Raw genomic sequence first — 24,456 nt, 5'->3', positions numbered from 1 at the left:
TGCTATTGCAGAAGGGAGTTTTTTTATGAATGACAGAATTAACAAGTCCAAGGCCTTCTCGTTAGGTCTTCAGCACGTTCTTGCCATGTATGCTGGTGCCATATTGGTGCCGATCATCGTCGGCGGGGCATTGGGATTCAATTCTCAACAGTTAGCCTACCTTATTGCCATTGATCTATTGACCTGCGGGATCGCTACATTATTGCAATCTTGGAAAAATAAATATTTTGGCATTGGCCTCCCGATAGTTTTGGGAACTTCTTTCGTCGCAGTCACCCCCATGATATCCATCGGCAGCAATTATGGCATTTCCGCTATCTATGGATCAATCATCGCCGCTGGATTATTCATCATTTTTTTCTCCAACATATTTGGTAAACTGCTTAAATTATTCCCGCCTGTCGTGACCGGTACCGTCGTCATCATCATTGGATTATCCTTAGTGCCCACCGGCATAAAGAATATGGCTGGCGGTTCCGGCAGCAAAGACTTTGGCTCAGCCGAGAACTTGATGCTTTCTTTAGGAGTCCTCGCCGTTATTCTGTTAATCAATCGCTGCTTCACTGGATTCATTCGCTCCATTTCCGTTCTGATTGGCATCATAGCAGGAACGATCGCTTCAACGTTTTTTGGGAATATGGACTTTTCCACCGTTGCCGAGGCTTCTTGGTTCCATATTCCCGCTCCTTTGTACTTCGGTACACCCAGCTTTGAAATAGCACCCATACTTACGATGATGTTGGTTGGCACAGTCATCCTTGTCGAATCCACTGGCGCATTCCTTGCTCTCGGAAAAATAACCGGCAGGGAATTGAGTGAAAAAGATATTGTCAAGGGCTACCGGGCAGAAGGCCTTGCCTTCACTTTAGGCGGGATTTTCAATGCCTTTCCTTATAGTACATTCGCCCAGAATGTAGGCCTCGTTCAATTATCCGGTGTGAAAAAAAGAACAATCACCATTGTAGCCGGCTTCATTTTAATCGGGCTTGGACTTGTACCGAAAATCGCAGCACTCGCTACCCTGATTCCTACTGCCGTTCTCGGGGGTGCTACCGTCGTCATGTTCGGAATGGTCGTTTCATCAGGAATTAAAATGTTGAATGACGTCGATTTCTCGGATAATGCTAATTTATTGGTCATTGCTTGTTCAGTCTCACTCGGACTGGGCGCCACCGTCGTTCCCGAGTTATTCTCAAGCCTGCCGGAAACAATCCGTATCGTTGTCGGTGATGGAATCATCACAGGAAGCCTGACAGCCATCATCCTGAATGTGATCTTGACTCCTCGAAGGAAAAAGGCGGCAGATAGAACCATCGCGGAAACAGATCAGTTCATGGCAAAAAGCATTTAAAAAGGAGCCCTTAGAATGATTACTATTAAGTCACTAAATGCAATTAGCGAAAAGGAGTTCACGATGTTCCTTGGTGATACTTTCGAACATTCACCTTGGATTGCAGAAAAGGCGGCAGCCAATAGACCATTTTCATCTATCATCAATCTGCATCGATGCATGGTGGACATTGTAAGCAATTCGTCAAAGGAAGAAAAGTTAACATTAATCAGGAAGCACCCGAACCTAGGGGACAAAGTTGAAATGAGTGATGATTCGACTAAGGAACAGCATGGCGCCGGTTTAAAGGACCTTACTGCCGATGAATATGAAAGTTTCATATCATTGAACCGGCAATATATGAATAAATTCGGCTTTCCATTTATCCTGGCTGTACGCGGTAAAGATAAAAATGACATATATCAATCGATGAAAACAAGGATTCACCATTCAGAAACAATAGAGTTCGATAAGGCCCTATCTGAAATTCATAAAATTGCCCTATTTCGTTTACAGGATAAAATAAAAATCGAAGGAGAGAATTCAATGAAAAATAAATCAGCCGCACAAACACTAAGTTATGGAAAAGGAAATGTTTTTGCCTATAGGACCTATTCAAAGCCTTTAACCGGAATCAAACAAATACCAGAATCCACTTTTTCAGGCAGAGATCATATCATTTTTGGCACCAATGTAAAAGTTTCCATTGGCGGCTCCTCTTTTCTTCCCTCCTTCACAGAAGGAGACAATTCCATGGTCGTCGCGACAGATTCGATGAAAAACTTCATCCAACGTCATTTAGCCACATTCAAAGGAGCAACATTAGAAGGATTTGCTTCATATGTGTCAGAAGCCTTCCTGAACAAATATCCTCAAATCGATACGGTTAAATTGATTGCCGAGGATATCCCTTTCGAAACTGTGACTGAAGCGACGGATCTTCAATTGAAACCGAGTGACCTTGTATTCAAAAAGTCCCGCAACGAACGGGCCAAGGCAGCCGTCGAAATCATCCGCGGGGAAAACGGCAGCGAAATCGTTCAGCAAAGCAGTTCCATCCTTGACCTTCAATTAATAAAAGTAAGCGGGAACTCTTTTGTCGGTTTTGTCCGTGATGAGTATACGACGCTTCCCGAAGATGGAAATCGGCCGCTTTTCATCTATTTGAATCTCCACTGGGTCTATGAGGATCAAAAGGATGCATTCGGCGTGGATCCTTCTAAATACGTGGCTGCTGAACAGATAATCGATATTGCTACATCCGTTTTCCATGAAATGGAGACTCCTTCGATCCAAAATCTGATTTATGAAATCGGCTGCCGTATTTTAACCAGATTCCCTCAGCTTCTTGAAGTTACATTCGAATCACAAAACCACACATGGGATACAGTCGTTTCCGAAATCCCGGCATTCAAAGGAAAAGTATATACAGAGCCGCGCCCGCCATATGGCTTTCAGGTCTTCACCGTTAAAAAAGAAAATCTCGAAAATAACAAAATCCTGGCTGCTGCTGAAGAAAACATCGGTTAAGGAGTATTTATGCCTGGTATAACAACACATATATTGGATTTAATGCATGGCCAACCTGCCGAAAACGTGACGATTGAATTATATTTTTCCGAATCATCCACCGCTGACTGGCAGCTGCTCCAATCAGCGGTCACAAATACAGACGGGAGGCTCGATGCCCCGCTGCTAAACGCAGAAAACACTAAAATGGGAAACTACGAAATCATTTTTCATATCGGGGATTACTTCCGGAATAAGTCCATCGAGCTTCCTGATCCGCCCTTTTTGGACCAGGTACCCGTCCGTTTCGGACTATCTTCCCCATCCTCTCATTATCATGTGCCACTGCTCGTTTCCCCATGGGGCTATCAAGTGTATCGGGGAAGTTAAAAGAAACTGCCGGAGAAGACCTTCTCCGGCAGTTTCTTGTTTGATCGATTACAGTCAGGATAGTTAGCTGGATAAGCAACCTAAATGTGTACAAATGAAAAGCATCAGTAAAGGTGGATAGCGAGTCTTTATACTGATTCTTGATTTCAAAAGAAGATGAGGAAACTATATAGCAAATGCGAACTAATCAAAACTGGCAATTTCTTCAAATTCCTTACCTAAATATTTATAACTCACAGATAATGAATGAACTTCGACACTATGTTTTATGGACAGCGCATAGACAGAAACAATATCTTCTTTATTCTTATTCACTTCTTTTTCAGGCTCAATTTCTATTGAGTCATAATCCATAAACTCATATCCCGGATCATCGAAAGTATCTGTAATAGCAAATCCTTTACCTGTTTTATTTACTTGTAGCTTAACTATATCGGGTTTTTCAGTACCGTTAACGTGGATATCAAGTAATTGAATATCACGAAATCCCGTATTCTCTAAAGTTACTAATATGACCTTTTTATCTTCTCCTGTTCCTAATAAATCCGCTTCAAGATTTGGTTGAGCAAGTATAACATAAAGTGCAATACCTATAATAACAATTACTCCAAATAAAACCCCGATTTTTTTCACTGCGAACCTCCATCGTCTGACCCTTATTCTAGATATTCAACCCTGATACATTAATCACCGCCCCCCCTTACATATATTGTATATCAAAGGTCTAGCTTCACAACAGGAAATTAAGTTTTATAAAGCAGCTGCACTAAACAAAAACGCTATTGTTCTGCGGTCTTCTATGTCACTACATTTTAGACAAGCACCAGTTTGAATTATCGTTGCAATGCTTTTTTATCGGGACGCCGAATTACTACAATGCTCTTTAAAATAATGGGATATTTTAAATATAGGAGCTATTTATCTTAAACTGTGGGTTTGTTCACATAGTGGTGGTATTAGAAGCACAGAAAAGGTCAGTTAAGACTAGTAAGAGGGGCTATAATATCCTTACCAAATAGCGGCGTGCAACTAAATGAAATAAGCTAAACACATAACAAAACCCCACCTGTTCCCATAGCACCTGGTGGGGTTTTTAACTGGCTTCTACATCTACATCAACCGGGAGGTCCATCTTGTGCAATCACGCCCTTTCATTTAAACGGCTAATTTACTGTATTCATCCAACTGGTCTTTGGTTAGATTTTTGATGAAGTGGTCGAAGTTTATCGACTCGATTTCATACCTTTCACAAATCTTTAAATAACTTTCATAGGCTTTATCATGAATATTCATCATTTTGACTCCTCCTTCTGTTATATAACAATAAATTTAACTTATTAATAATATATAACAACTGTATTTTCCCGTCAATGTATTTTTCTGAAAATTCGGTAAGATTTTCATTCTCTTAGTATTTCCCATATTGTTCTTCGCTAACCGTCGTATAAAGAAAAAGCCGCCTTAGCGACAGCTCCGTTCAAAAGCTAATTTACCCGTTTTTTCTTTAAGGCAAGAAATAAAATGCCTGTTACATTAACGACCATTTGAATAGCGTAAAAAACCAACTCTCCATAAAGGAAAATTGGTTTTTTTCTTTTGAACTATAGATTATCTAAGCAATGCAGTCAGTAATTATTTGTAACTGCTTCAAGCACAACAGTTCACACCTGTGTTTTCAGTTGTACTACCTAAAATTTAGCGCGTCCAAAACAGTCTGAGCAGGTAATACTACCTGCCATTTCTTTGATGATTAACTAAACAGCGCTTTGTTTGTTCCCTTTTTTGAAGGGGATGGGGTTGGGAGTATTTCTTTTTGTAATATAGGGCCGTATGTATCGACACGGCGGTCTCTAAAGAATTGCAGAATTTTTCTAGTCTCTTCTATTTCTTTTAAATCAATTTCTTGCACAATAATTCCTTCTTCATCATCAAGTGAAGCTAGAATATTCCCGAAGGTATCACTAATGAATGAACCGCCGTAAAAATTCATGTCCTTTTCCTGGCCCACTCGATTTGTCGCAGCAACGAATACACCATTAGAAATGCCATGAGCGGAAATTGCCTTTTCCCAGGATGATCTTGTCGATATCTCGGGATGATCTGGCTCTGAACCAATAGCGGAAGGATAGAATAATATCTCTGCACCTTGTAAGCTCAAAATTCGGGCAACTTCTGGATACCACTCGTCCCAACAAATCCCGACTCCTATTTTTCCATAAGCCGTTTCATAGACAGGATACCCAGTATTGCCTGGAACGAAATAATATTTTTCATGATATTGGGGACCATCCGGAATATGATTTTTTCTTGTAATCCCTAAACATTCTCCATCAGCATCAAATACAGCTGCACTATTAAAATAAATTCCAGCACCTGCTCTTTCGTAAAAAGGGACAATCAAGACAATTGCTAATTCCTTTGCTAATTCACCCATTTTGGCTAATGTACCGCTATCTACATCTTCAGCTAAATCATAATTTTTCACACTGACCGTTTGCGGAAAATACTGCGAAGAAAATAATTCCTGTAGGCAAACGATTTGTGCCCCTTTATTTACTGTTTCTTTTATTTTCTCTATCGTTTTTTGAATATTTTGCTCAATGAATTCTCCGCAATGAATTTGAATAAGGCCAACTTTTACTTTTGACATTTTCTCACTACCTACCTTTTAATATTCTTTTATCTTATACCTTTTGGACGACCTGGTTTTCATATACGATCTTTCCATCCATAATCGTCATCTTCACTTCTGTTTCAAGAATTTCCTCTGTTGATATGCTAAATAAATTTTTATTTAATACTGCGATATCCGCTATCTTCCCTGCTTCCAATGTGCCTAATTCTTTATCTCTGAAAGACCCGAATGCCGGTGTAGCCGTGTAATATTTTAACGCTTGTGCCAATGTTACTCCTTCTGACTCTTGCCACGCCTTCCCGGTTAAATCTTTTCTCGTGATTGCCTGATAAATACCCATCATGGGATTTAGGGGCACTACAGGAAAATCTGTACCAAAGGCAATTTTAGCACCAGTATCCACTAGTGTTTTGATAGGATAATAGAGAGGTTGTTGTTTTTCACTGATTCTAGCTGTATATGCCTCACTTTCCATTAATTCAATATGTTTAGGTTGAAAGGAAGCGATTACATCTAATTCCTTAAAGCGATGAACATCATCCGGGTGCAATACCTCCACATGTTCAATGACATGTCTAGCATCTCTTTGTCCATTTACGTTTCTCGCTTCTTCAAATGCATCCAATGCTAAGCGGACAGCACCGTTACCAATAGCATGGAAACGAATTTGAAAATTTTCCTTATCTGCCTTTTTTACTAATTGTTTAATTGTTTCAGCTGGATAAGTTGTTCCGCCTTTTGTATCTGGACGGTCTTTGTAATGATCCAATAAAAAAGCAGTATGACTTGTCACAACACCATCTATAAATTGTTTTAATCCAGAAAAGGTAAGCTTGTCTGACTGATAATTTTTTTGTAATTCCTTCGCGGCAGCTAAATCCATTTTTAACTCAGGCGAAAAGTGAATTCTGGTTGTAAGTAACCCTTCTCTCTCAAATTCCTTAAAAATTTCAAGGTCGTCTAATGGATTTGGCGCAATTTTAGCTCCGTATAAATCATTAACGGATGTGATTCCCAATCTTTTTGTTTCATTAAGAAAACCTTGGAATAGGTTTACACGTTTTTCTTTCGGTAATTTGTATGCATGTTCTGATGCATACCCAATTGCCTGTTCAAATAAAAGGCCTGTCAGTTCCCCATTTTCATCTTTTCCAATTTCTCCATATTCCGGATCTGGTGTATCCTTCGTTAATTGAATCATTTCCATTGCTTTACTATTGATCCATGCGTAATGCACTTCTGCATTGAATAATAAAACAGGACGATCACAAATATATTTATCTAGTGTTGTTCTATGTGGCAGCACTTTGTTCTTCCAATTGGTATGATCCCAGCCAACACCAAATATCCACTCATCATTTGGTCTCGTTTCTGCAAATTCACCTACTATTTTGGCTGCCTCTTCTTCTGAAGCTGCATCAAATAATTTGGCACTATCCTTCTGTAAAATGCTTCCCATCATAATGTGCATATGAAAATCATGAAATCCCGGTATAATTAGTCCCTCTTCCATGTCATACACTTTTGTTTGATCTCCAAGGAATGACATTATATCTTCTTTAGAACCGATTTTAATAATTTTATTATCTTTAATGGCGATAGCTGCTTTTATTGGCTCATCTTGTAACCCAGTAAAAACATGTTGACCTGAAAGAATGATGTCTGCACTTACCATTTTTATCCTCCTTGATGAATATAGTTTTATGCCTGAATTTCTTTTTCAATCGCACTATCAATAGAAAGCTCTGGCGGCCGCTTACTAAACATTTTCGTATTTGAAAGCAGCATGATGAAACCAATTCCTAACCATCCCAGTCCGAGTAAAAGTGCCTTTGAATCAAGACTGGTCCATAACCAAATTGTGAAACCAGTACCAATCAGAGGCAATATTAGGTATTTTAGTGTGTTCATTCCGTTTCGCTGGTTTTCTCTAATAAAATAATGGGAAATAACTGAAAGGTTAACAAAGGTAAAGGCAACAAGCGCCCCAAAGTTAATAAAGGATGATGCTGTCACTAAATCAACAAATAAAGCAGATAAAGCAAAAATACCCACTAAGATGATGTTGTGTGTTGGAGTTTGGAATTTTGGATGAATATGACCAAATATTTTCTTTGGAAGAACTCCATCTCTCCCCATCGCATACAAAAGTCGCGAAACACTTGCATGAGCTGATAAACCAGATGCCAGCCCCCCGGTAATATATCCTGCTAGAAAAATAGATTGAAATAAATTACCCCCTATGTACATGGCGATTTCCAAGGAAGCGGAATCTGGATCTTTAAAAGCTTGGAAATTTGGGTAAACAAGGTGACTGATGTATGAGATGGTGACAAACAGACCTCCCCCTATTAATGCGACGAGGAAAATGGCTTTTGGTATTATTTTTTTCGGATTAATGGTCTCCTCTGAAAATGTGGTAACAGCATCAAATCCTAAAAAAGATAAACATAAAACAGAAGATCCTGCTAGTACTAAAGATAGTGGTATATCTCCATTCACAAATGGAGAACTCATGAATAATGTTCCTGAACCCATTCCGTTAAGCAACCCTTTAATCGAGAGGAATGTAAATATAACTATTATTAGAAATTGACAGGCAACTAATAAAACATTTATTTTTGTTGCTATTTTCACTCCAATTATATTTACAGTGGTGATTAAAATGACAAAGGCAATTAACCAGAAGGAAAAAGGAACGGATGGAAAATATGCGTTTAAGTAAATAGCGATCAGTAATCCATTGATCATTGGCAAAAATAAATAGTCCAATAGGATAACCCAGCCCACTAAGAACCCAAGGTGAGGATTAAGAGCCTTTTGAGTAAATGTATATGCAGAACCGGCAACAGGGTAGGCCTTAACCATTTGACCATAACTATAGGCTGTAAACAGCATACCAGCCAAAGCTATGATATAAGCAGCAGGTACCATCCCTTTCGTTATTTCCGCAACAACCCCATAAGTAGAAAAAACTGTTGTAGGTGCCATATAAGCCAATCCAAATAGCACTAAAGGAAATACCGTTAACGAACGTCTTAATTTTGCATTCTCCATGTATCACTCCACCCTTATTCGTGATTAATTAACTTATATGCAAATACCATACCAAGTGGGGAATAATGGTATTTTGCCAACAATTGCAATATACAGATTATTTAATGAATTAATAGGCTTATGCAATTCTACATCAATTATTTAATATTGCATAATTAGTCGTCAGTGACGGAAGTTAATACCAGTTCGACTACTTCTTGAATGCACCTTTTTATTCCATAAGAAAAAGAGCTGCCAAAGCAACTCCTTTGAAAGAGTAAATTAACAATAGTCGAAAATATTTGTAGATTTTATAAAAAGTTTCTCTAAAACTTCTTTAAAGACAGTTCCGATCTTAAGCTAATGCACCACTTATTTAAATGCATTTTTCACGTTCCGTTTGTTGACAAAAAGGCGGTTGGAAAGTTTCCCTGCATTTTTTTCCTTTTAAAAGTTCCAGCTTGATTTCTGAAATCCGCTCCCTTTCCGCCGACTGTCTGCCAAGCCTCCTCAACGCGTCTGTGGGGTCTCCGCCAGCCAGTTATTCGGCAGGTGTGTCGCAAATTTCTTCAATCCATTAAGGATTACTGTGAAAAATAAAGGTTAAACAGTCTTAATCAAGGTTTTGGATGAGACCATTTGTGTACAGTCTGTACATATAAAGATTTAAGTGTTAGTGCTATCTTGTTTCAATTGCCATACGCAAGTTCGAGATGACTCCAAGAAGCAATATTAACGAACAAACCATTTTTTCAAAAGCTGTTCCAAATAATTGCAGGATAAACCCAAATGACCAAAGCACAACAAAAAACCAACATATCACGGTTATTCCTTTATATAATATATTTCTTCCAACAAACAGGGTGAAAAAACCTCCAATTATAGAAATAATGGTATTCATAATAGAAATTGGTAGCTGAGTAGCCAGAGATTCAGACCTTCCACCATTAACCCATGTCAATGGGATAATGCCGTTAATAATAAGAACATGGATTAAGATAGTCAAAGAGTAAAAGCTAATCCCCATAAATACAGCTGTTTTCATATCAATTTTTCTAAGTCTTTCTAACAGGCAATCACCTCATTTCTCCCCGTTATCATATTATTTAATTTAGTGATGTTCTATTCATATATCTATGTCGTATGACACGTTACCCCTTTGCTCAAAAACCCCTCATCAACGAATCAAGGTAAAATTAAAAGGCATGAGCCCGGTAGATTACCGGGTTCATGCCCTCAAGGCTGCCTAAGTAAATAAAGTGTCTAACTTTTTGGGTTCACTTACTTATGCAAATCCTTGTATTTTCCCCTTCATTCTTTCAATGAATGGGGAGGATACTTCTGTTGGATATAGCGTATTAGTGCAGTGACGACTTGCGGACCGGATTCTACGAGTCTACCTTGTTCAAATGCAGTGAAGTTATCACCGCCTGAAGCCAAATAATTACTAACCGCTACTTCATATTCGTTGCTTGCCTGAATCTCTTGACCCTTCATATCTTTCAGCGCAACAATGCGGTTGCCAATTGGAGAATCGGGGTCCCAATTATACGTTAAACCAACCGTTTGTAACCTATTTTCATAATCTTTCGTCCACTGCTGTTCTAAAGCAAGTTTTATCTGCTCTCCTGTTAAAATTAACTTACTGACATTATGACCCATAGGCACGTTTGTATAAAGGTCTTCTACAGTGATTTTCCCTTTTTTTAAACTTTTTCGCATTTCGCCCTGATGGACAAAAGCTATATCTACCCCCATGGCTTCCCGCTCAGATTCTGCAATCATTTTCGCTAATGGGGATTCACCGTTTGCACCTTGATTTCGTCTGATTTCTTCCGGCATTTCCCCTATTACCTGATTAAAATTGCTCCCCAATCTTTTTCTATATTTATTTAGAAGAGCAACCGTTTCTTCATCCGGTTTTATATGAAGATGTGAAGTGGCAACTATCTTTGCTTGTTTCTTAACAATAATTTTAGTATGTGGGTCAATTTCAAGATTTACTTGAGAAAAGGCTTTCCCGTTAGAATAAGCTTGAACGATCAGTTTACCCGCTGCAATGGTATTGGCATATTCATGGCTGTGACCCGCAAAAATGACATCGACCTCATCATCGATTTTTGGAGCCATCTCCACTAAAGCTCCACTGGAATTTGCTCCTGCCTTATCTGATTTAGCTGAATCATGTGCCAGTACAACAATCACTTTGATCCCTTTTTCCTTTAAAAGCTTAACGGTTCGGTTAATAGCTGAAACTTCATCCGTAATTTCTACTTCTTTTCGATTTTCAGGTGCCACATACAGGTTGGTCTCTTTTGTGACCACACCGATAAATCCAATATTAATTCCGTCAATTTGTTTAATAACATACGGTGGTAACAAAGGAGTACCCGACTTTCTGTCGATGATATTTGCAGAACTGTAAGCAGTATTGGCACCTTGAAAATAACCTGTTTTTTTATTGAATCCTCCATGAATGAGACGTTTCATTTCATATACGCCTTCGTCCAATTCATGATTTCCAGGTGTCCCGACATCAAAGTGCAGGAGGTTTAAAAATTCAATCGTGGGTTCGTCTTGAAATTGAGAAGAGATTGGAGGACTTCCTCCTACCATATCACCAGCATGAACGAGTAATGTATTTGGTTTTTCTTGTTTATATTTTTTTAAATAGGCAGCCAAGTATTCAGCACCGCCCGCCATGGTTCCTGAAACCATTTGATATTTGTTTAGTTGGCCGTGAAAATCATTAACGCCTAATAATTGTAGTTGGATGTAGCGGTTGGATGTGGAATGATCCGTTGTGGAATGATTGGATGAGAATGCTGTGATTTTATAAGTTACGAAAATGATGATAAATACCAAGATGAATAAAGAAGATATGGCCTGAAATTTTGACAATTTCCGATCCCTCCCTCTAGATGTAAATCAAGAATAACTCTTGAATTTTATATCCGTATAAAGGGACCGTGATTTTTTGTTATATTTCATATAATAATTGTTAAGTTAACCAAGTACATGCATATCTTTTTAAAATACTCATACGGCTTAACATTTAGAAATCTGTTAAGATTTTGATTAGCAAAAAATACAGTTTTATTTAAAAAGGCTCTAATTTTTCTACCCATTAAACCGATAGTACTTGAATTTATCCTATTCTTAAAAATTTCACTTATTTTAGTTCAATTAACGCACTCCTTTAGTTCAGATTCCCCGGCCTAATTTGGTACTAATGGACGGCTCTAATCATATTCTTATAAAAAGAAAACAATAAGAAGGGGTGCAAAGTCAGTTGATAAAAGTTAAGGTTGGTTTACGGCCCATTGTAAGTAAAATAAATTTACCTACTGTTTTGAAAACAACCATACTTCCAGGTGACTCCATTGAAAGATTATTTATTGCAACCCAGGTAGGAGAGATCTTTTACATAGGAAACGGAGATATAAGGACTTTTTTAGATATTCGCCCGCGAATCCTGAAACTAGGTGCATCTGGTGGCGGATATGATGAACGGGGATTGCTAGGCCTAGCGTTTCATCCCGAATTTTATTATAACGGTCTGTTTTATCTTCATTATTCAGTAGCTGGAACACAAGGACCAGGTGCTCTTTCTGAATCTTTTAAGCCTGACCCGTGTGATCCCAAAACTTTAAACCTAAGGTGGATGAATAGAGAAACTAAATATGATCATATTGATACAATTGAAGAATGGATTTTACAATCGAATGGTCAACCCCAAAAACGACGGACATTACTTAACTTAAGACGACCATTTTCAACTCATAATGGGTTCAATAGTTTGAACTTTTCACCTGAAACAGGAAAACTTGTTTTAACAACCGGGGATGGCGGATCACGCTATGATCCATTTAACTTAAGTCAGGATGATCTGGAAATCGCCGGTAAAATAATTGAAATTGATGTAGGTAAGAATATGTACGTCAATGATCCACCCATTGTCACACGTTTCAATGAACTTCCCACACCCATTCAGGAAACGCTCATGGTAATGGCAAAAGGGGTGCGCAATATACCAGGCATTTCATTTCAAAGATTTTATAATCAGTATATTAAATATGCGGGAAATGTCGGCCAGCGTTTGGTCGAGTCGATTTTTTCATTCGTTCAGTATAAACCAATACCGGTTACTCAGCTTATTCAAGCTTATTCCATGAATTCTGAACCTGACAAAGAAGGATTTATTAACTTTGGCTGGAGAGGTTGGGAAGGTACTTTTCCTGCTTCGATTATTAAAGGCTGCACTGAAAATCGGAATTTGGATGAAAAAACAATTGTTTATTACAATGAAGCAGTATCACTTTCAGGGAGCCGTCTTCAGCCTTTAACAAGTTATTTTCATGAAGATACCAGACCCGATAAGTTTGGAGGAACTGCAATTACAGGAGTACAAGCATATATGGGGAAAAGCATCCCTGGTTTAACAGGAAGCGTCGTGTTTACCGATCTTGCCCGGAAAGAATCTCAACCTAAGATAAGAGGGGCTTTAGCTTATACCACCGTAAGACCAAATGGTCAACAAAATGATTTTAGTGTGATACAAACCGATTATGATTTTGGGTCTCAATCAGCTTATTATGTTAATTTGGGAACGAACCTGGATCAAAGCAGATTATATTTAGGGGTTTATGGCTCTATGAAAGTGACTGATTTCAACCAAGGTACTGTTTTTGAAATTGTTCCATGAATCATAACTATAAAATTCCTGTTATGAATCGAAATTAAAACTAAGTGATGGAGAATCACTAAATTATAATCATTTTTAATCTTTTAAAAATGATTAAAGCAATTTCAACCCATAACCAGCTATAAATGAAAGTAAATATAAAGCCAGTTATAAGAAATGAAAAGGAAACTGAGACGGCTGGACCTAAAACCGGAAAGTGAAAAATAAATAGTAGACTCATAATTCCTGACATTAATAGAATTGCACCAGCAGCAATAACACTTAATCTCTTCCTAAAAAAGGAAAAGGATGCCCCTATGCCAAGTCCTAACAATCCTGTTGTAAAAGGAAATACAAACAGTTCAGTTGGCTGTAGGATGAATAACAACATAATTGTCAGAAGGTAGGTCATCACTCCAAAAGGAATGGAAAACATGGAACATAACAGAATAGGTGCAGTGGCTAGCGGACTTATAAAATATCCGATACCTGGTAAAAAGCCAGCAGCAGCCTGTAGAATAGCAGCAATACAGGCAAAAATGGACCCTAAAATGAGCTTCATCGTTTTGTTATGTTTATTGAATATTATTTGAAATAAACGAACCTCATCAGAAATAGGTTTAAAAAAATACACTTTTCCACCTCATTCTAAATGGTTTATACGTTACGATACATTATATTTCCATTTATTGGAGTTGGAACAATTATTAGTAATCTAAACATCAATTTCCTGTGTAATGAAAAATAGCTTAATAAAAAATCTCTCTAAAACTTAATCGCCTATTAAAAAAACAAGGCCTTATTGGCCCTGCTTTTTATTTGACCATTACTTTCCCAACCATTCCTTCCTGGAAATGGTACCGGCATGTCAGTTCATATGTACCGGGCTGTTTCGGTTGCACGGTAATGGTTTTTTCTTTACCTGGCTGGACCTCGACGTCAATTCCGAGCTTTTCCACTGTGAAGGTGTGTTCTTTTGTACCTTTGTTTTTCAATATCAACGTAGTGACTGTTCCATTCGGAATAGTGATGACTTCCGGATTAAAGTAATCATCGTTCAACTCGACCTCAATCGATTTCACCGTAGGCTGAGCTACAACACCGGATTCGGCATATACGCCGAGTGAGCCTAGAGTTGTCACAACTACAAACATTGCAAGCACAACGACCAATCCTGTTACCCGCTTTTTCACAGACATTCGCAATCCCTCCTTCCCTAACACTATTTTTTTCTAATCCATAAAATATTATTACTATTAATTTGGTTGCAAAGGAGCTGCTAGCTCAATAACAATCATTTATACAAGATATCGTCTCTTAGTGTAGCAACTTTAGTTAAAGCTGTATCTATGTCAGCTTCATTCACTCCAAAGTGAGCTAGTGCATCGTTAAGATGTTTTACAATGGCATTGAAATGGTCTGGTTGCAGATTCAATCCTTGGTGAGCTTTTGCCATGGATTGTCCAGAATATTGTTTTGGACCGCCTAATGCAAAACTAATGAACTTTGTTTGATGACGGCGTTGCTTTTCCATATCCGTTTTTTCAAAAAAATGATTAACTGTCTCATCCTTAAGAACCAATTCGGAGTAAAAATAGTCCACAACTTTTGCTATCGCTTCTTCCCCGCCGACTTTTTCATAAAGTGTTTGTTCCATATATACACTCCTTACTTGTAATTAATAGAAGTATTCTCTGTAGAAAATTTGTTTTTATTCCTTATCTTTCATTTTAATCCCCTTTTGCTGATATCCACTTATCCCTCTTTATTTCAACTTGTTGCTACCAAGTTGCTGAAAATGCATAATTGATTTAGGGAATTCCATTTATTACATTCACTGTTCACACTTTTATTTTACATATTCAAATTGTAATGTGACAAAATTGTAATCTTGCTTCCTGTTACATCTATGGTGGGAAAAGGGATGAATTTTATAGTATGTAACATGAGGAGGAGATTTACGTTGAAAAAAGTATTACAAACTAAAAACTTATCTAAATCCTATGGAAAGGCACAGGTTTTAAAAAATATTGACCTTACCATTACTTCAGGTGAATTTACGGCTATTATGGGGCCATCCGGTTCAGGAAAAACGACGCTGATGAATGTGCTCTCGACAATTGATAAATTTTCTGGCGGGGAGGTCTGGCTTGAAGAACAGGCCCTGTTGGATTTAAACAAAAAAGCATTGCGTACATTTCGTCAAGAACGAATGGGGTTCATCTTTCAAGATTACAATTTGCTTGATACTTTAACGATTAAAGAGAACATTCTCCTGCCCCTTTCATTAAGGAAATTTTCTACGGATGAGATGGAAAGACGGCTGAGACCAGTCATTCAGGCATTGAATATTGAAGAAATCCAGGATAAATACCCTACAGAAGTTTCAGGCGGTCAGAAACAACGGGCCTCATCTGCGCGCGCCATTATTACAAACCCTGCGATTGTCTTTGCAGATGAACCTACAGGCGCTCTTGATTCGAGATCAGCAACACAATTATTGGAACAGTTATCGAGCTTAAATGAAACGTTTCAAACGACTATTCTTATGATTACACACGACTCCTATGCAGCAAGCTTCTGTAAACGAGTTATCTTCTTGCGTGATGGAGGAATCGTAAACGAGCTTTATAAAGGTGACCAAAGTCAAAGTGACTTCTTTGATCGAATCCTTCACATCCAGAGTGCCATGGGAGGGAATCAAAGGTGAACTTACTGAATATGACGTTCCGGAACGTTCAGCGCAATTTCCGTGTTTATACGATTTATCTGTTTGCCATGATTACTGGTGTGATGGTCCATTTCACCTTCTCATCACTAATGTATAACCAGGATATATTGGATGTACTCAATAATAAGGAGAGTTTTCAAACGGGTGTGTCGATTGCCTCAGTGGTCATCTTCCTCTTTATCATTTTCTTTATTCTTTATGCTAACTCTTTCTTTATGAAGCAAAGAAAAAAGGAATTTGGACTCTATTTGCTTCTAGGTATGAAAGAAAGCCAGATTACACGAATGGTTTTCTTTGAAAATTTGCTCATTGGATCATTCTCGCTTGTAATTGGAATACTTCTTGGCGGTCTGCTGTCCAAGTTTTTCGGTATGGCATTAATGAACTTAATGCAATACGACAATGTCATTACGCTGAATTTTCCTTATCAAGCGATCGGCTCGACAATCATCCTGTTTCTCTTGTTAGCGATCATTGCAAGTATCCAAAGTTTCTTCATGATCAGTCGCGTACAACTCGTGGAGTTGTTTCATGCCAAAGAAAAAATGGAAAAACCGATACCGTCTTCGTTCATTATGGCAGCTTTGTCATTAGTGTTATTAGCAACGGAATTTTTTCTGATAAGCCAGGGCAAAGAATCAAGCATATGGAAAGAACACGTAACTTTTGCCATGATTGCTGTCACAGTCGGCATGATCGGCGGAACGTATTTGTTCTTCCGTCAGTTCTCCGGCTGGCTGCTGCATAAGATTCGCCAGAAGTATAATTTCCATGAAGGCAATCGGGTATTGTGGATTTCCTCATTGCGCTTCCAAATAAGGTCGAATACGTTAAACCTTACCTTCATCTCTTTGTTCAGTGCGACCATTATTTTCTTGATTGGATTCGTTTCGATCAATTATGCGGTCCAATTTGAAGCTGTCGGCAGGAATTTACCGAATGATATTGCGTTTCAGTCATTGGATAAGGAAACTAACGAGAAAATTGATGCTAGAATAAAAAATTCGGACCACTCGATAGAGTATCACAAAACTTTGGAAGCTTTAGTAGGAAAGCCAAATACAAACATGGACCTTGCTTTTGAGAACCCTGAGTATTTTTCAAAGGACGTTTTTCTTTTTCCAGAAAAAGCATATAACGAAATCATCTCATTGCGTGGAAATCAGGAGGAAATCCATTTAGAAGATATGGAAGCTGTAACTCTGTCACAAGGAACAGATTCCCCAAAATCCTTTCCCTCCGATCAGCTGCCACGTTTTAAAGTGAATGTAAATGAAGATATCACTCTAAAACTAATAGAGAAGAAAGATTACGCATTATTAGGCTGGGCCAGCGACCCTGTTCAATCCATGTTATTAAAGCCCGCAGTCCTGATTATTTCAGATGAGGCTTATCAAAACTTAAAAAGCAAAGCCAAAACGATTCCTTTTGAAATTTATGAAATTGAAAATGAGAAGCAGGCTGAATCTTTATCAAGTGATATACATGCCATTGTTACGAAGAAGCCCGACACGTACTATTCTTCATTTGCCGATGTGTATTCAAAGCAAATAGAAGGTTCATCTTTAATGTTATTTGCAGCTGCTTTCCTTGCTGTCATTGCCCTGTTTGCATTGGCCAGCGTCATTTACTTTAAACAATTGAGGGAAGCAACGGAAGAACAGAGACAGTATTCCATCCTGCGAAAGATAGGAACCGCAGACAGTGAATTGAAAAGTGTGATTCGTAAACAACTTCTCTTTGTTTTCTTCCCTCCGCTAGTTTTAGGCATTTTGCACAGCTGGCTCATTTTAAAATACTATATTCTGGATTCTGTACAAGATTTTCCGCAGCTTACTTCGATGCTCTGGTTCATCTTTGCAATATACTTTGTGATTTATGTTTTGTTTTATCTGTCTTCTGCGAATCTCTACTACAAAATCGTAAATCAGAAATATTAATAAAAAAACGCAATGGCCTCATCAAGGTCTCATTGCGTTTTTTTGCATAATGAAATAGGGATCGACATTTTTGGGAAAGTGCATGACAAATTCCGTATACAAACCTGTTTCAGAGGTGCATGTGATATAGTGGCCAAGTTTGTTGGATAACTGCTGTGCTAAATATAACCCCATCCCTGTGGATTTTGTGTAGGTACGCCCGTTGGATCCTGTAAAACCCCTATTGAATATCCGTGGTAAATCCGTTTTTTCTATACCAATTCCATTATCTCTAATGATCAGCTGCTTTTCTTTTAAATCGAAACCTGTCTCAATCTTTATTTCCCCTTCTTCTTCCGTATACTTCAAGCAATTTGAAATTAATTGATTAAGGATAAATTGCAGCCACTTGGGGTCACTTTGGATCGTGGTTGGTTCTATCTGTAACTGCAGGCGGATTTTCTTGGAAATAAATGTTTTGGAATGAGTTTTTATGACCTCTTTAACCAATTGGTCCAAATCACAATTCTTGATGTCATAGTCTTGATTGAAGCTATCCAACTTTGCATAATAAAGTGCTTGATCCACATAATGCTCTATCCTTGACACCTCATCATGAAAGCTCTTGGCATCGATCTCTGTCTGCTCCATCAATCGCAGCACCGAGATGGGTGTCTTAATTTCATGAAACCACGATACAATAAAATCGTAATACTCGCTTTGTTTCTCATGAATCAGATTGAGAGACCTTATTTGTTCCCTTTCCTTCTCTTCAATCAACTGCTGTAACGAGGCTGCCTCTAAAGAAAGGTTCTCATGATCTTCGTCACCCATGGCTCGGATTGCGCGCAAATTTTGCTGATACCGGTACAAAAAGAAAATAATCAATACGAAAAGAGTTAATGCCCCAGCATATAGAAAGGTGTTCCAGTTCCATGTCATATTGGGGTCAGTGTGATAGACTGCAGAAACCATACAAAAGACAAAAACCAGTAAAAAGATATAAGGCTTCTCATGTTTTAAAAATTGTATGAACCTCATTCAATCAGATACCCCATTCCTTTACGTGTCACAATAAAGTCTTCTAATCCAATTCCAGAGATCTTACGCCTTAATCGATTTACATTAACAGTCAGTGTATTATCATCGACAAACTGTTCATCATTCCAAAGAGCTTGCATCAAGTCATCTCTTGATACAATTTTACCTATTCTGCGCATCATCAATTGCAAAATGATGAACTCATTACGTGAAAGTTCAATGGACTGTTCCTCATATTGGATAGTCGAGTTTGTTACATGCAAAGACAAGTTCCGGTGCGTTAATTTTAAGTTATGTCCATTTTGATAAGTATAATTCCTCCGTAACAATGCACTGATTTTTGCTACAAGAACATCTAAATCAAATGGCTTCTGGATAAAATCATCCCCTCCCATATTAATGGCCATGATGATGTCCATGTTTTGGTTTCTAGAGGAAAGGAACAGTATGGGCACACTTGAGATTGCACGGATCTGCTGACACCAATAAAAGCCATCAAAGGTTGGCAAGTTTATATCCAATAGTACCAAATCAGGCTGGAATTTCTCAAAATCATCTAAAATGTGGTCAAACTCCATAATCCCCACAACGTCATATTTCCACTTTGTTAGCGTATCAGCCACTATTTTTCTAATTTTTTCATCATCTTCAACTATCATAATTTTAAACATAACAATCTCCTATTCATGGACTGAATCGATAAAGGTTTTAAATTCTCTTCAATATCATAATGCTAATTATTCCAAACTCCTGTCATTTATACAATACGTCACTCAAGAATATGACCCAATCAAACAAACTATAGAGAAGAGATGCGATAGTGACACCCTGCCTCCCCCTTTTGGGTATCCTTCTGTTTGAGTGCTAATTCGAAAAATAGGATAAGTCATTACCCATTAGTCGTTATTAATTGCTGAAAAAAACATTATGGCTAACACTATTCGCTTCACTCTCCTTTTCCTATGCAAAGAATTAATTTTAAGATAAAAAAGTTACCAGATTGCCCAAAAAATAAGTATAAGAATGTAATAGATTGGATAAACTAATAAAAAAGGAGTGGGAGATTATGGAGACTAAAGTTAAAGAAGGAACGAAAGAAATGTGGAGCGAAATTAATGCATGTATAACTCGTAAAATTAATGAAAAACATGATTTATCTTTTCAAAAGAAGAGCAATGATAATTATATGAATCTATATATTCAAACAGCCGTATTACACACCCTATTTGAACTATCAGACGAGTTCAGGAAAATTGAAAGAAAATATAACGGATTGTGATGCTTCCGGAAAAGTCATGCACCAAATTTAACTTAACGGTGGATTAGGATTAAACTCTTTAAGGGAGCTCTTTAATCCTAATCCACCTTTTCTTTCCAGCTTTATCACTTACATTATTAGCTACCGACAATTTGACCAGCATTATTACTGTACCATTTGCTTCCCTTCCCTTTAAATCCCTCTTTCTATCCCAACTAGAATCCATTAAGCCAAATAGAAACCCCACCAGTTGTTAATAGATCATGTGGGGTTTTTTCATGTGTTTCAAGTTTCAGTATACTATCTTGATTGACGGATCATCTTAAAGGTTCGCTAGCTTCAATACTATTATTTGTTGTTTTATCAATCTAAAATCTTGTATATTTAAATGAGTATATTTTATAACTTACTGATGTTAGCTAAAAACATTGAAAATAAATATTTTTTTGAAAGTGAGTTGAAAGCTGATGATGTGGTCACCACTATTCGAAAATGATGTACCTGCAGTTATTCTCCCTTAACGGCAGAAAAATTGCATCTCCGTTAAGGACTGGAAATGTTTAGTTAAAACGGAGGGTACAAAATGAAAAACACTATATTAGGTTCTTTATATTTATCACTCGCTGCTAGCATTTGGGGCGGGATGTATGTTGTGGTAAAAGTTGTGGTAGACGTTGTTCCGCCACTTGAATTAGTATTATTACGATATGTAATTGCGATTTTAGCATTGCTGACAATTGGTTTTATAACAAAACAATCTTGGCGGATTGAAAAACGAGACTGGCTTTTGGTTTTCATTATAGGACTTGTTGGAAACACAATTTCCATCGTAACCCAGGAAGTCGGTACACTGCTATCCACTGCACAAATGGGAGCTATCATTACTTCCACAACACCTGCATTTATGGTGATATTTGCACGTATCGTTTTAAAAGAAAAGATCACCATCAAGAAATCAATTTCCGTAATTTTAGCGACAATCGGTGTCGGTATCATTGTCGGGAATGCCCATATCGGCTCATCTCACCAACTTGGGGGCCTATCACTGCTTATTGCTGCCTTAACTTGGGCGCTTATGTCTGTTCTGATTAAACGTGTCCCTGGGCAATATTCACAAATTGTTATAACGACCTATGCAGTGCTTGTGGCAATTGTCTTTTTAACACCTGTTACGATCAGTCGATTGGATGAGCTTGATTTTCAAGCAATCATGCATCCATCCATATGGGGCGGCCTATTATACTTGGGCGTTATTTCCACAGCATGTGCCTTTTTACTGTGGAATCGCGGACTGCAAATGCTTACCGCTTCAAGCGGTGGATTATTTTTCTTTTTACAGCCTATAGTCGGTACTTTTTTAGGTTGGTTAATACTAGGGGAACAAATCGGCTTGTCTTTTTGGATCGGCACAATATTAATTTTTATCGGTGTGTTATTAGTCATTCGGGAAGAATAACCCACATTAAAATGTACCCTATAGAGCGGTCTCTTTAAAAAAGGCTGCCTATAGGGTTCTTTTTTGGTTTAAAAAAGGGGATTGCAGAAACGTTGTTTTTTATTTGTAATTTATCCTTACTAATCCCCCTTTATGTTAATAATAAGGCGGACCGTCCCAACGGTTTCTTGATTCTTAAGACAAAAAGTTGTATTATTTTATTTTTTTCAGCCGATTATATTGAAAAATCTTAAACATACATTCATTACGTAATTATTATTGTTACTTTATGTACATTTCGAAATAATTTTTGTTATCATTAATTCATAATCTTTTGGAAATGAATGCTAAATTTTATAACAAAGGAGGAATCGTTCTTGAAAAAACCATATACGGAATTGACGATTGGGATGATGAGAACGGGGATATTAGGTTTCGGCGGCGGACCATCAGTCATCCCTCTCATCCGCCACGAAGCAGTTTCCCGTTATCACTGGCTCGACGATGATGAATTCGGGGACACTTTGGCGATTGCCAATACACTCCCAGGACCGATTGCCACGAAGATGGCAGCATATCTTGGTTATAAACTAAAAGGCTGGCCGGGAGCCATCGTAAGTGTGGCCGCTCACGTTTTACCTTCATGCATTGCGATGGTTTTCTTGATTGCGTTCATTAATGTTCTAAGTAATTCCGCAATGATCAGTAATATGATCGCTGCTGTAATGCCGGTGGTTGCTGTCATGCTTGGTCAAATGGCTTATGAGTTTGGCGAAAAGGCGGTAAAAGGGTTAGGAAAGGTGCTCGGAATCACCTTTTTTGCGATTTCCTTTTTGCTTCTGCAAGTCATTTCCCTGCATCCGGGTATCGTCATCATGATTTTTCTTATATATGGAGCGTTTCATTTTAAATTAAAGGATAGATTGAAAAACAAAAAGAAGGATAGGAAGGAGGAATCCGCTTAATGGGTCTTATTATCCCAATAGGAGTTGCTGTTTTTCTGGCGTTTTTCATAGCCAATATGCTTGGTTACGGCGGAGGTCCAGCCTCGATTCCGCTAATGTATGATCAAATCGTCACCCGTTATGGCTGGCTTGATAATACCGAGTTCTCTCAAATGCTTGCGTTAGGAAATTCACTCCCAGGACCTATCGCCACGAAAATAGCTGCATATGTCGGATATGATGTATATGGCTGGCCAGGATTTCTAGCTGCATTGGCAGGCACGATCATCCCTTCAGCCGTGGCTTTGATATATTTATTAAAAATCCTGCGAAAATACAAGCAATCGCCTATTGTAAAAGGCATGTCACTGCTTGTACAGCCCGTAATTGCGATCATGATGTTATTGCTCACCTGGAATATGGCCGCGGATGCGGTCGGATCCATCGGCTACATCCATTCAATCGTCATCGCTGGATTGGCCTTCTTGGCTTTAGGTAAATTCAAGATCCACCCTGCATTCGTAATCATTCTTGCCTTTATGTACGGCGGCTTTATCATCCCGCACACATAATAATAATAAAAAATCCTCCTATATAGGGGGATTTTTTATTAAAGCTTCATGCCCATCCGGCTTTTATAGCGTTTAATGAGAATTTGGCAATCAACGCTGACCACACCGACGACCGCATACAGCTTCTCATTGAGAAAACGTTCCATCTCTTGATTATCAGTAAAGATTCCGTGCATATGGAGTTTACTCGGACCGGTCATATGATATAAACTCGTTACAGCCGGTTCACTTTCTAATTGCTGCGCGACCGATTCCAGATATTTTGGCTCAACCTCAACGTTAAAGAATGCCGAGACATGGATGCCGACCTTAGCTGGATTTATGACCGCAGTAAACCTCTCGATCACCCCGTTTTCCACAAGATGATTAATTCTCATCTGAACCGCCACTCTGGAAAGCTCCACTTTCTTCGCTAAGTCGGTATATGAAATTCGTGCATCTTCATGTAAAACCGATATGATTTTCTTATCGATTTCATCAACTTTCAAGCTGGGAATCTTAAAGTCCTCTGCCATCCTACGTAACTCCTTTTCGATATCTTTATTCCATTATCGCAGAGAACACCACCGGATCACAACAATCTTCCTTTTCACTTCTAATAAAGGCAGAAATTTTTGGGCATCCCTAATTTTCCCCCTCTGCATATGAATCTCCATCAAATATGTAGTTTTTCAAACTTAAGATGCAGCATTTCATCCAACTGAGTGCAGCCGCCAAAAAGATGGAAGGCGATAGACTAAGGGCCAGACAAATTGACGGCACCGCCGACACCCCCTTAAGTTCCAGACTGCAAGTCCCCCCCTACTTTGAGGTTGGAAGGAGGGGGTTTTACAGCCCGTTCAATGCAGGATAAAAGTTTATGAATTTCCAATGGACACTTCCTCAATCCTTTGTTTGAAAGGTCTTTGCGATATTTTTGTATTCCTCATCATTGAGAATGCCCATTTTTTTGAATAATGCGGAATAAGCCAT

The 24,456-nt window shown here is 38.3% G+C and carries 24 protein-coding genes; 10 read left to right on the top strand and 14 right to left on the bottom strand.

Going from position 1 to position 24,456, the window contains the following annotated elements; genetic code table 11:
- Positions 1–25 precede the first annotated feature (25 nt).
- The 3 genes from OSJ91_RS05720 to uraH are packed head-to-tail and all read left to right on the top strand — an operon-like array spanning position 26 to position 3,229.
- Positions 26–1,351 carry a nucleobase:cation symporter-2 family protein gene (locus OSJ91_RS05720; protein WP_485891190.1) on the top strand — a complete coding sequence of 442 codons (1,326 nt, stop codon included), beginning with the start codon at positions 26–28 and terminating at the stop codon, positions 1,349–1,351.
- A 15-nt stretch (positions 1,352–1,366) separates the two neighbouring features.
- The gene (gene pucL, locus OSJ91_RS05715) at positions 1,367–2,860 is read left to right on the top strand and encodes a factor-independent urate hydroxylase (RefSeq protein WP_350301585.1); all 1,494 of its coding nucleotides are present in this window, start codon (positions 1,367–1,369) and stop codon (positions 2,858–2,860) included.
- Between the two features lie 9 nt (positions 2,861–2,869).
- A complete protein-coding gene (uraH, locus tag OSJ91_RS05710) occupies positions 2,870–3,229 on the top strand; it encodes a hydroxyisourate hydrolase (protein WP_350301584.1) in 360 nt (119 codons plus the stop codon).
- Between the two features lie 183 nt (positions 3,230–3,412).
- Here the strand turns inward: uraH and OSJ91_RS05705 are convergent, their stop codons facing one another.
- The 7 genes from OSJ91_RS05705 to OSJ91_RS05675 form a co-directional block, all read right to left on the bottom strand.
- On the bottom strand, positions 3,413–3,862 hold the full coding sequence (locus OSJ91_RS05705; protein ID WP_350301583.1) for a hypothetical protein: 450 nt from the start codon (positions 3,860–3,862) through the stop codon (positions 3,413–3,415).
- 522 nt (positions 3,863–4,384) lie between these two features.
- Entirely contained in the window at positions 4,385–4,525 is a 141-nt protein-coding gene (locus tag OSJ91_RS05700; protein WP_342604408.1) for a hypothetical protein, read from the bottom strand.
- 454 nt (positions 4,526–4,979) lie between these two features.
- A complete protein-coding gene (locus OSJ91_RS05695; RefSeq protein ID WP_485891189.1) occupies positions 4,980–5,879 on the bottom strand; it encodes a carbon-nitrogen hydrolase in 900 nt (299 codons plus the stop codon).
- Between the two features lie 34 nt (positions 5,880–5,913).
- Positions 5,914–7,539, bottom strand: coding sequence for an amidohydrolase (locus OSJ91_RS05690; RefSeq protein ID WP_485891188.1), 1,626 nt, complete (start codon positions 7,537–7,539; stop codon positions 5,914–5,916).
- Between the two features lie 26 nt (positions 7,540–7,565).
- Positions 7,566–8,921 carry an APC family permease gene (locus tag OSJ91_RS05685; RefSeq protein ID WP_350301580.1) on the bottom strand — a complete coding sequence of 452 codons (1,356 nt, stop codon included), beginning with the start codon at positions 8,919–8,921 and terminating at the stop codon, positions 7,566–7,568.
- A gap of 658 nt (positions 8,922–9,579) precedes the next feature.
- Positions 9,580–9,945 (bottom strand): hypothetical protein, encoded by a 366-nt coding sequence (locus tag OSJ91_RS05680; RefSeq protein ID WP_413015990.1) that lies wholly within the window; start codon positions 9,943–9,945, stop codon positions 9,580–9,582.
- A gap of 266 nt (positions 9,946–10,211) precedes the next feature.
- The gene (locus OSJ91_RS05675; RefSeq protein WP_485891187.1) at positions 10,212–11,801 is read right to left on the bottom strand and encodes a bifunctional metallophosphatase/5'-nucleotidase; all 1,590 of its coding nucleotides are present in this window, start codon (positions 11,799–11,801) and stop codon (positions 10,212–10,214) included.
- Between the two features lie 391 nt (positions 11,802–12,192).
- Here OSJ91_RS05675 and OSJ91_RS05670 point away from each other — a divergent pair, with 391 nt between their 5' ends.
- Complete coding sequence (locus OSJ91_RS05670; protein WP_485891186.1) at positions 12,193–13,605, top strand: PQQ-dependent sugar dehydrogenase; 1,413 nt, start codon at positions 12,193–12,195, stop codon at positions 13,603–13,605.
- Positions 13,606–13,663: 58 nt separating this feature from the next.
- Here the strand turns inward: OSJ91_RS05670 and OSJ91_RS05665 are convergent, their stop codons facing one another.
- The 3 genes from OSJ91_RS05665 to OSJ91_RS05655 form a co-directional block, all read right to left on the bottom strand.
- Positions 13,664–14,218, bottom strand: a complete 555-nt coding sequence (locus tag OSJ91_RS05665; protein ID WP_413015986.1) for a hypothetical protein — start codon at positions 14,216–14,218, stop codon at positions 13,664–13,666.
- Positions 14,219–14,399: 181 nt separating this feature from the next.
- Positions 14,400–14,783, bottom strand: coding sequence for a cupredoxin domain-containing protein (locus tag OSJ91_RS05660; RefSeq protein ID WP_485891185.1), 384 nt, complete (start codon positions 14,781–14,783; stop codon positions 14,400–14,402).
- Positions 14,784–14,878: 95 nt separating this feature from the next.
- Positions 14,879–15,241, bottom strand: a complete 363-nt coding sequence (locus OSJ91_RS05655) for a group I truncated hemoglobin (RefSeq protein ID WP_241593607.1) — start codon at positions 15,239–15,241, stop codon at positions 14,879–14,881.
- Between the two features lie 306 nt (positions 15,242–15,547).
- Between OSJ91_RS05655 and OSJ91_RS05650 the strand changes: the two genes are divergently transcribed.
- Positions 15,548–16,294 (top strand): ABC transporter ATP-binding protein, encoded by a 747-nt coding sequence (locus OSJ91_RS05650; protein ID WP_350301573.1) that lies wholly within the window; start codon positions 15,548–15,550, stop codon positions 16,292–16,294.
- Positions 16,291–18,255 (top strand): ABC transporter permease, encoded by a 1,965-nt coding sequence (locus OSJ91_RS05645; RefSeq protein ID WP_485891184.1) that lies wholly within the window; start codon positions 16,291–16,293, stop codon positions 18,253–18,255. The genes OSJ91_RS05650 and OSJ91_RS05645 overlap by 4 nt, the downstream gene beginning before the upstream one ends.
- 21 nt (positions 18,256–18,276) lie before the next feature.
- On the opposite strand, the gene OSJ91_RS05640 is transcribed toward OSJ91_RS05645, so the two are convergent.
- Both OSJ91_RS05640 and OSJ91_RS05635 read right to left on the bottom strand, forming a co-directional pair.
- Positions 18,277–19,275 (bottom strand): sensor histidine kinase, encoded by a 999-nt coding sequence (locus OSJ91_RS05640; protein ID WP_350301571.1) that lies wholly within the window; start codon positions 19,273–19,275, stop codon positions 18,277–18,279.
- Positions 19,272–19,946, bottom strand: coding sequence for a response regulator transcription factor (locus OSJ91_RS05635; protein ID WP_350301570.1), 675 nt, complete (start codon positions 19,944–19,946; stop codon positions 19,272–19,274). Before OSJ91_RS05635 ends, OSJ91_RS05640 begins: the two co-directional genes overlap by 4 nt.
- 395 nt (positions 19,947–20,341) lie before the next feature.
- Between OSJ91_RS05635 and OSJ91_RS05630 the strand changes: the two genes are divergently transcribed.
- From OSJ91_RS05630 to chrA, 4 genes are all read left to right on the top strand, one after another.
- Positions 20,342–20,554, top strand: coding sequence for a hypothetical protein (locus OSJ91_RS05630; protein ID WP_350301569.1), 213 nt, complete (start codon positions 20,342–20,344; stop codon positions 20,552–20,554).
- Positions 20,555–21,116: 562 nt separating this feature from the next.
- A complete protein-coding gene (locus OSJ91_RS05625) occupies positions 21,117–21,989 on the top strand; it encodes a DMT family transporter (protein ID WP_485891183.1) in 873 nt (290 codons plus the stop codon).
- Positions 21,990–22,312: 323 nt separating this feature from the next.
- Entirely contained in the window at positions 22,313–22,933 is a 621-nt protein-coding gene (gene chrB / locus OSJ91_RS05620; protein ID WP_413015981.1) for a chromate efflux transporter ChrB, read from the top strand.
- Complete coding sequence (chrA, locus tag OSJ91_RS05615; RefSeq protein WP_350301567.1) at positions 22,933–23,484, top strand: chromate efflux transporter ChrA; 552 nt, start codon at positions 22,933–22,935, stop codon at positions 23,482–23,484. Before chrB ends, chrA begins: the two co-directional genes overlap by 1 nt.
- A gap of 38 nt (positions 23,485–23,522) precedes the next feature.
- Here chrA and chrS read toward each other — a convergent pair whose 3' ends face one another.
- Together chrS and OSJ91_RS05605 are read right to left on the bottom strand one after the other, a co-directional pair.
- Positions 23,523–23,999 (bottom strand): chromate efflux transcriptional regulator ChrS, encoded by a 477-nt coding sequence (gene chrS, locus OSJ91_RS05610; protein ID WP_034315019.1) that lies wholly within the window; start codon positions 23,997–23,999, stop codon positions 23,523–23,525.
- A gap of 109 nt (positions 24,000–24,108) precedes the next feature.
- Entirely contained in the window at positions 24,109–24,246 is a 138-nt protein-coding gene (locus tag OSJ91_RS05605; protein ID WP_350301566.1) for a hypothetical protein, read from the bottom strand.
- Positions 24,247–24,456 lie beyond the last annotated feature (210 nt).

It is taken from the genome of Bacillus sp. T-10(2022) (genome assembly GCF_056502895.1).
The sequence above is the reverse complement of the archived record's forward strand: the minus strand, read 5'-3'. Positions and strand labels throughout refer to the sequence as shown.

Bases quoted from the DNA above. Each gene is read 5' to 3' on its own strand.
- OSJ91_RS05630 (WP_350301569.1), top strand. From the start codon at position 20,342: ATGGAGACTAAAGTTAAAGAAGGAACGAAAGAAATGTGGAGCGAAATT.
- OSJ91_RS05640 (WP_350301571.1), bottom strand. From the start codon at position 19,275: ATGAGGTTCATACAATTTTTAAAACATGAGAAGCCTTATATCTTTTTA.
- OSJ91_RS05685 (WP_350301580.1), bottom strand. From the start codon at position 8,921: ATGGAGAATGCAAAATTAAGACGTTCGTTAACGGTATTTCCTTTAGTG.
- pucL (WP_350301585.1), top strand. From the start codon at position 1,367: ATGATTACTATTAAGTCACTAAATGCAATTAGCGAAAAGGAGTTCACG.
- OSJ91_RS05635 (WP_350301570.1), bottom strand. From the start codon at position 19,946: ATGTTTAAAATTATGATAGTTGAAGATGATGAAAAAATTAGAAAAATA.
- OSJ91_RS05680 (WP_413015990.1), bottom strand. From the start codon at position 9,945: ATGAAAACAGCTGTATTTATGGGGATTAGCTTTTACTCTTTGACTATC.
- OSJ91_RS05655 (WP_241593607.1), bottom strand. From the start codon at position 15,241: ATGGAACAAACACTTTATGAAAAAGTCGGCGGGGAAGAAGCGATAGCA.
- chrA (WP_350301567.1), top strand. From the start codon at position 22,933: ATGGGTCTTATTATCCCAATAGGAGTTGCTGTTTTTCTGGCGTTTTTC.
- OSJ91_RS05720 (WP_485891190.1), top strand. From the start codon at position 26: ATGAATGACAGAATTAACAAGTCCAAGGCCTTCTCGTTAGGTCTTCAG.
- OSJ91_RS05660 (WP_485891185.1), bottom strand. From the start codon at position 14,783: ATGTCTGTGAAAAAGCGGGTAACAGGATTGGTCGTTGTGCTTGCAATG.
- OSJ91_RS05625 (WP_485891183.1), top strand. From the start codon at position 21,117: ATGAAAAACACTATATTAGGTTCTTTATATTTATCACTCGCTGCTAGC.
- OSJ91_RS05695 (WP_485891189.1), bottom strand. From the start codon at position 5,879: ATGTCAAAAGTAAAAGTTGGCCTTATTCAAATTCATTGCGGAGAATTC.
- OSJ91_RS05700 (WP_342604408.1), bottom strand. From the start codon at position 4,525: ATGATGAATATTCATGATAAAGCCTATGAAAGTTATTTAAAGATTTGT.
- uraH (WP_350301584.1), top strand. From the start codon at position 2,870: ATGCCTGGTATAACAACACATATATTGGATTTAATGCATGGCCAACCT.
- chrB (WP_413015981.1), top strand. From the start codon at position 22,313: ATGCTAAATTTTATAACAAAGGAGGAATCGTTCTTGAAAAAACCATAT.
- OSJ91_RS05690 (WP_485891188.1), bottom strand. From the start codon at position 7,539: ATGGTAAGTGCAGACATCATTCTTTCAGGTCAACATGTTTTTACTGGG.
- chrS (WP_034315019.1), bottom strand. From the start codon at position 23,999: ATGGCAGAGGACTTTAAGATTCCCAGCTTGAAAGTTGATGAAATCGAT.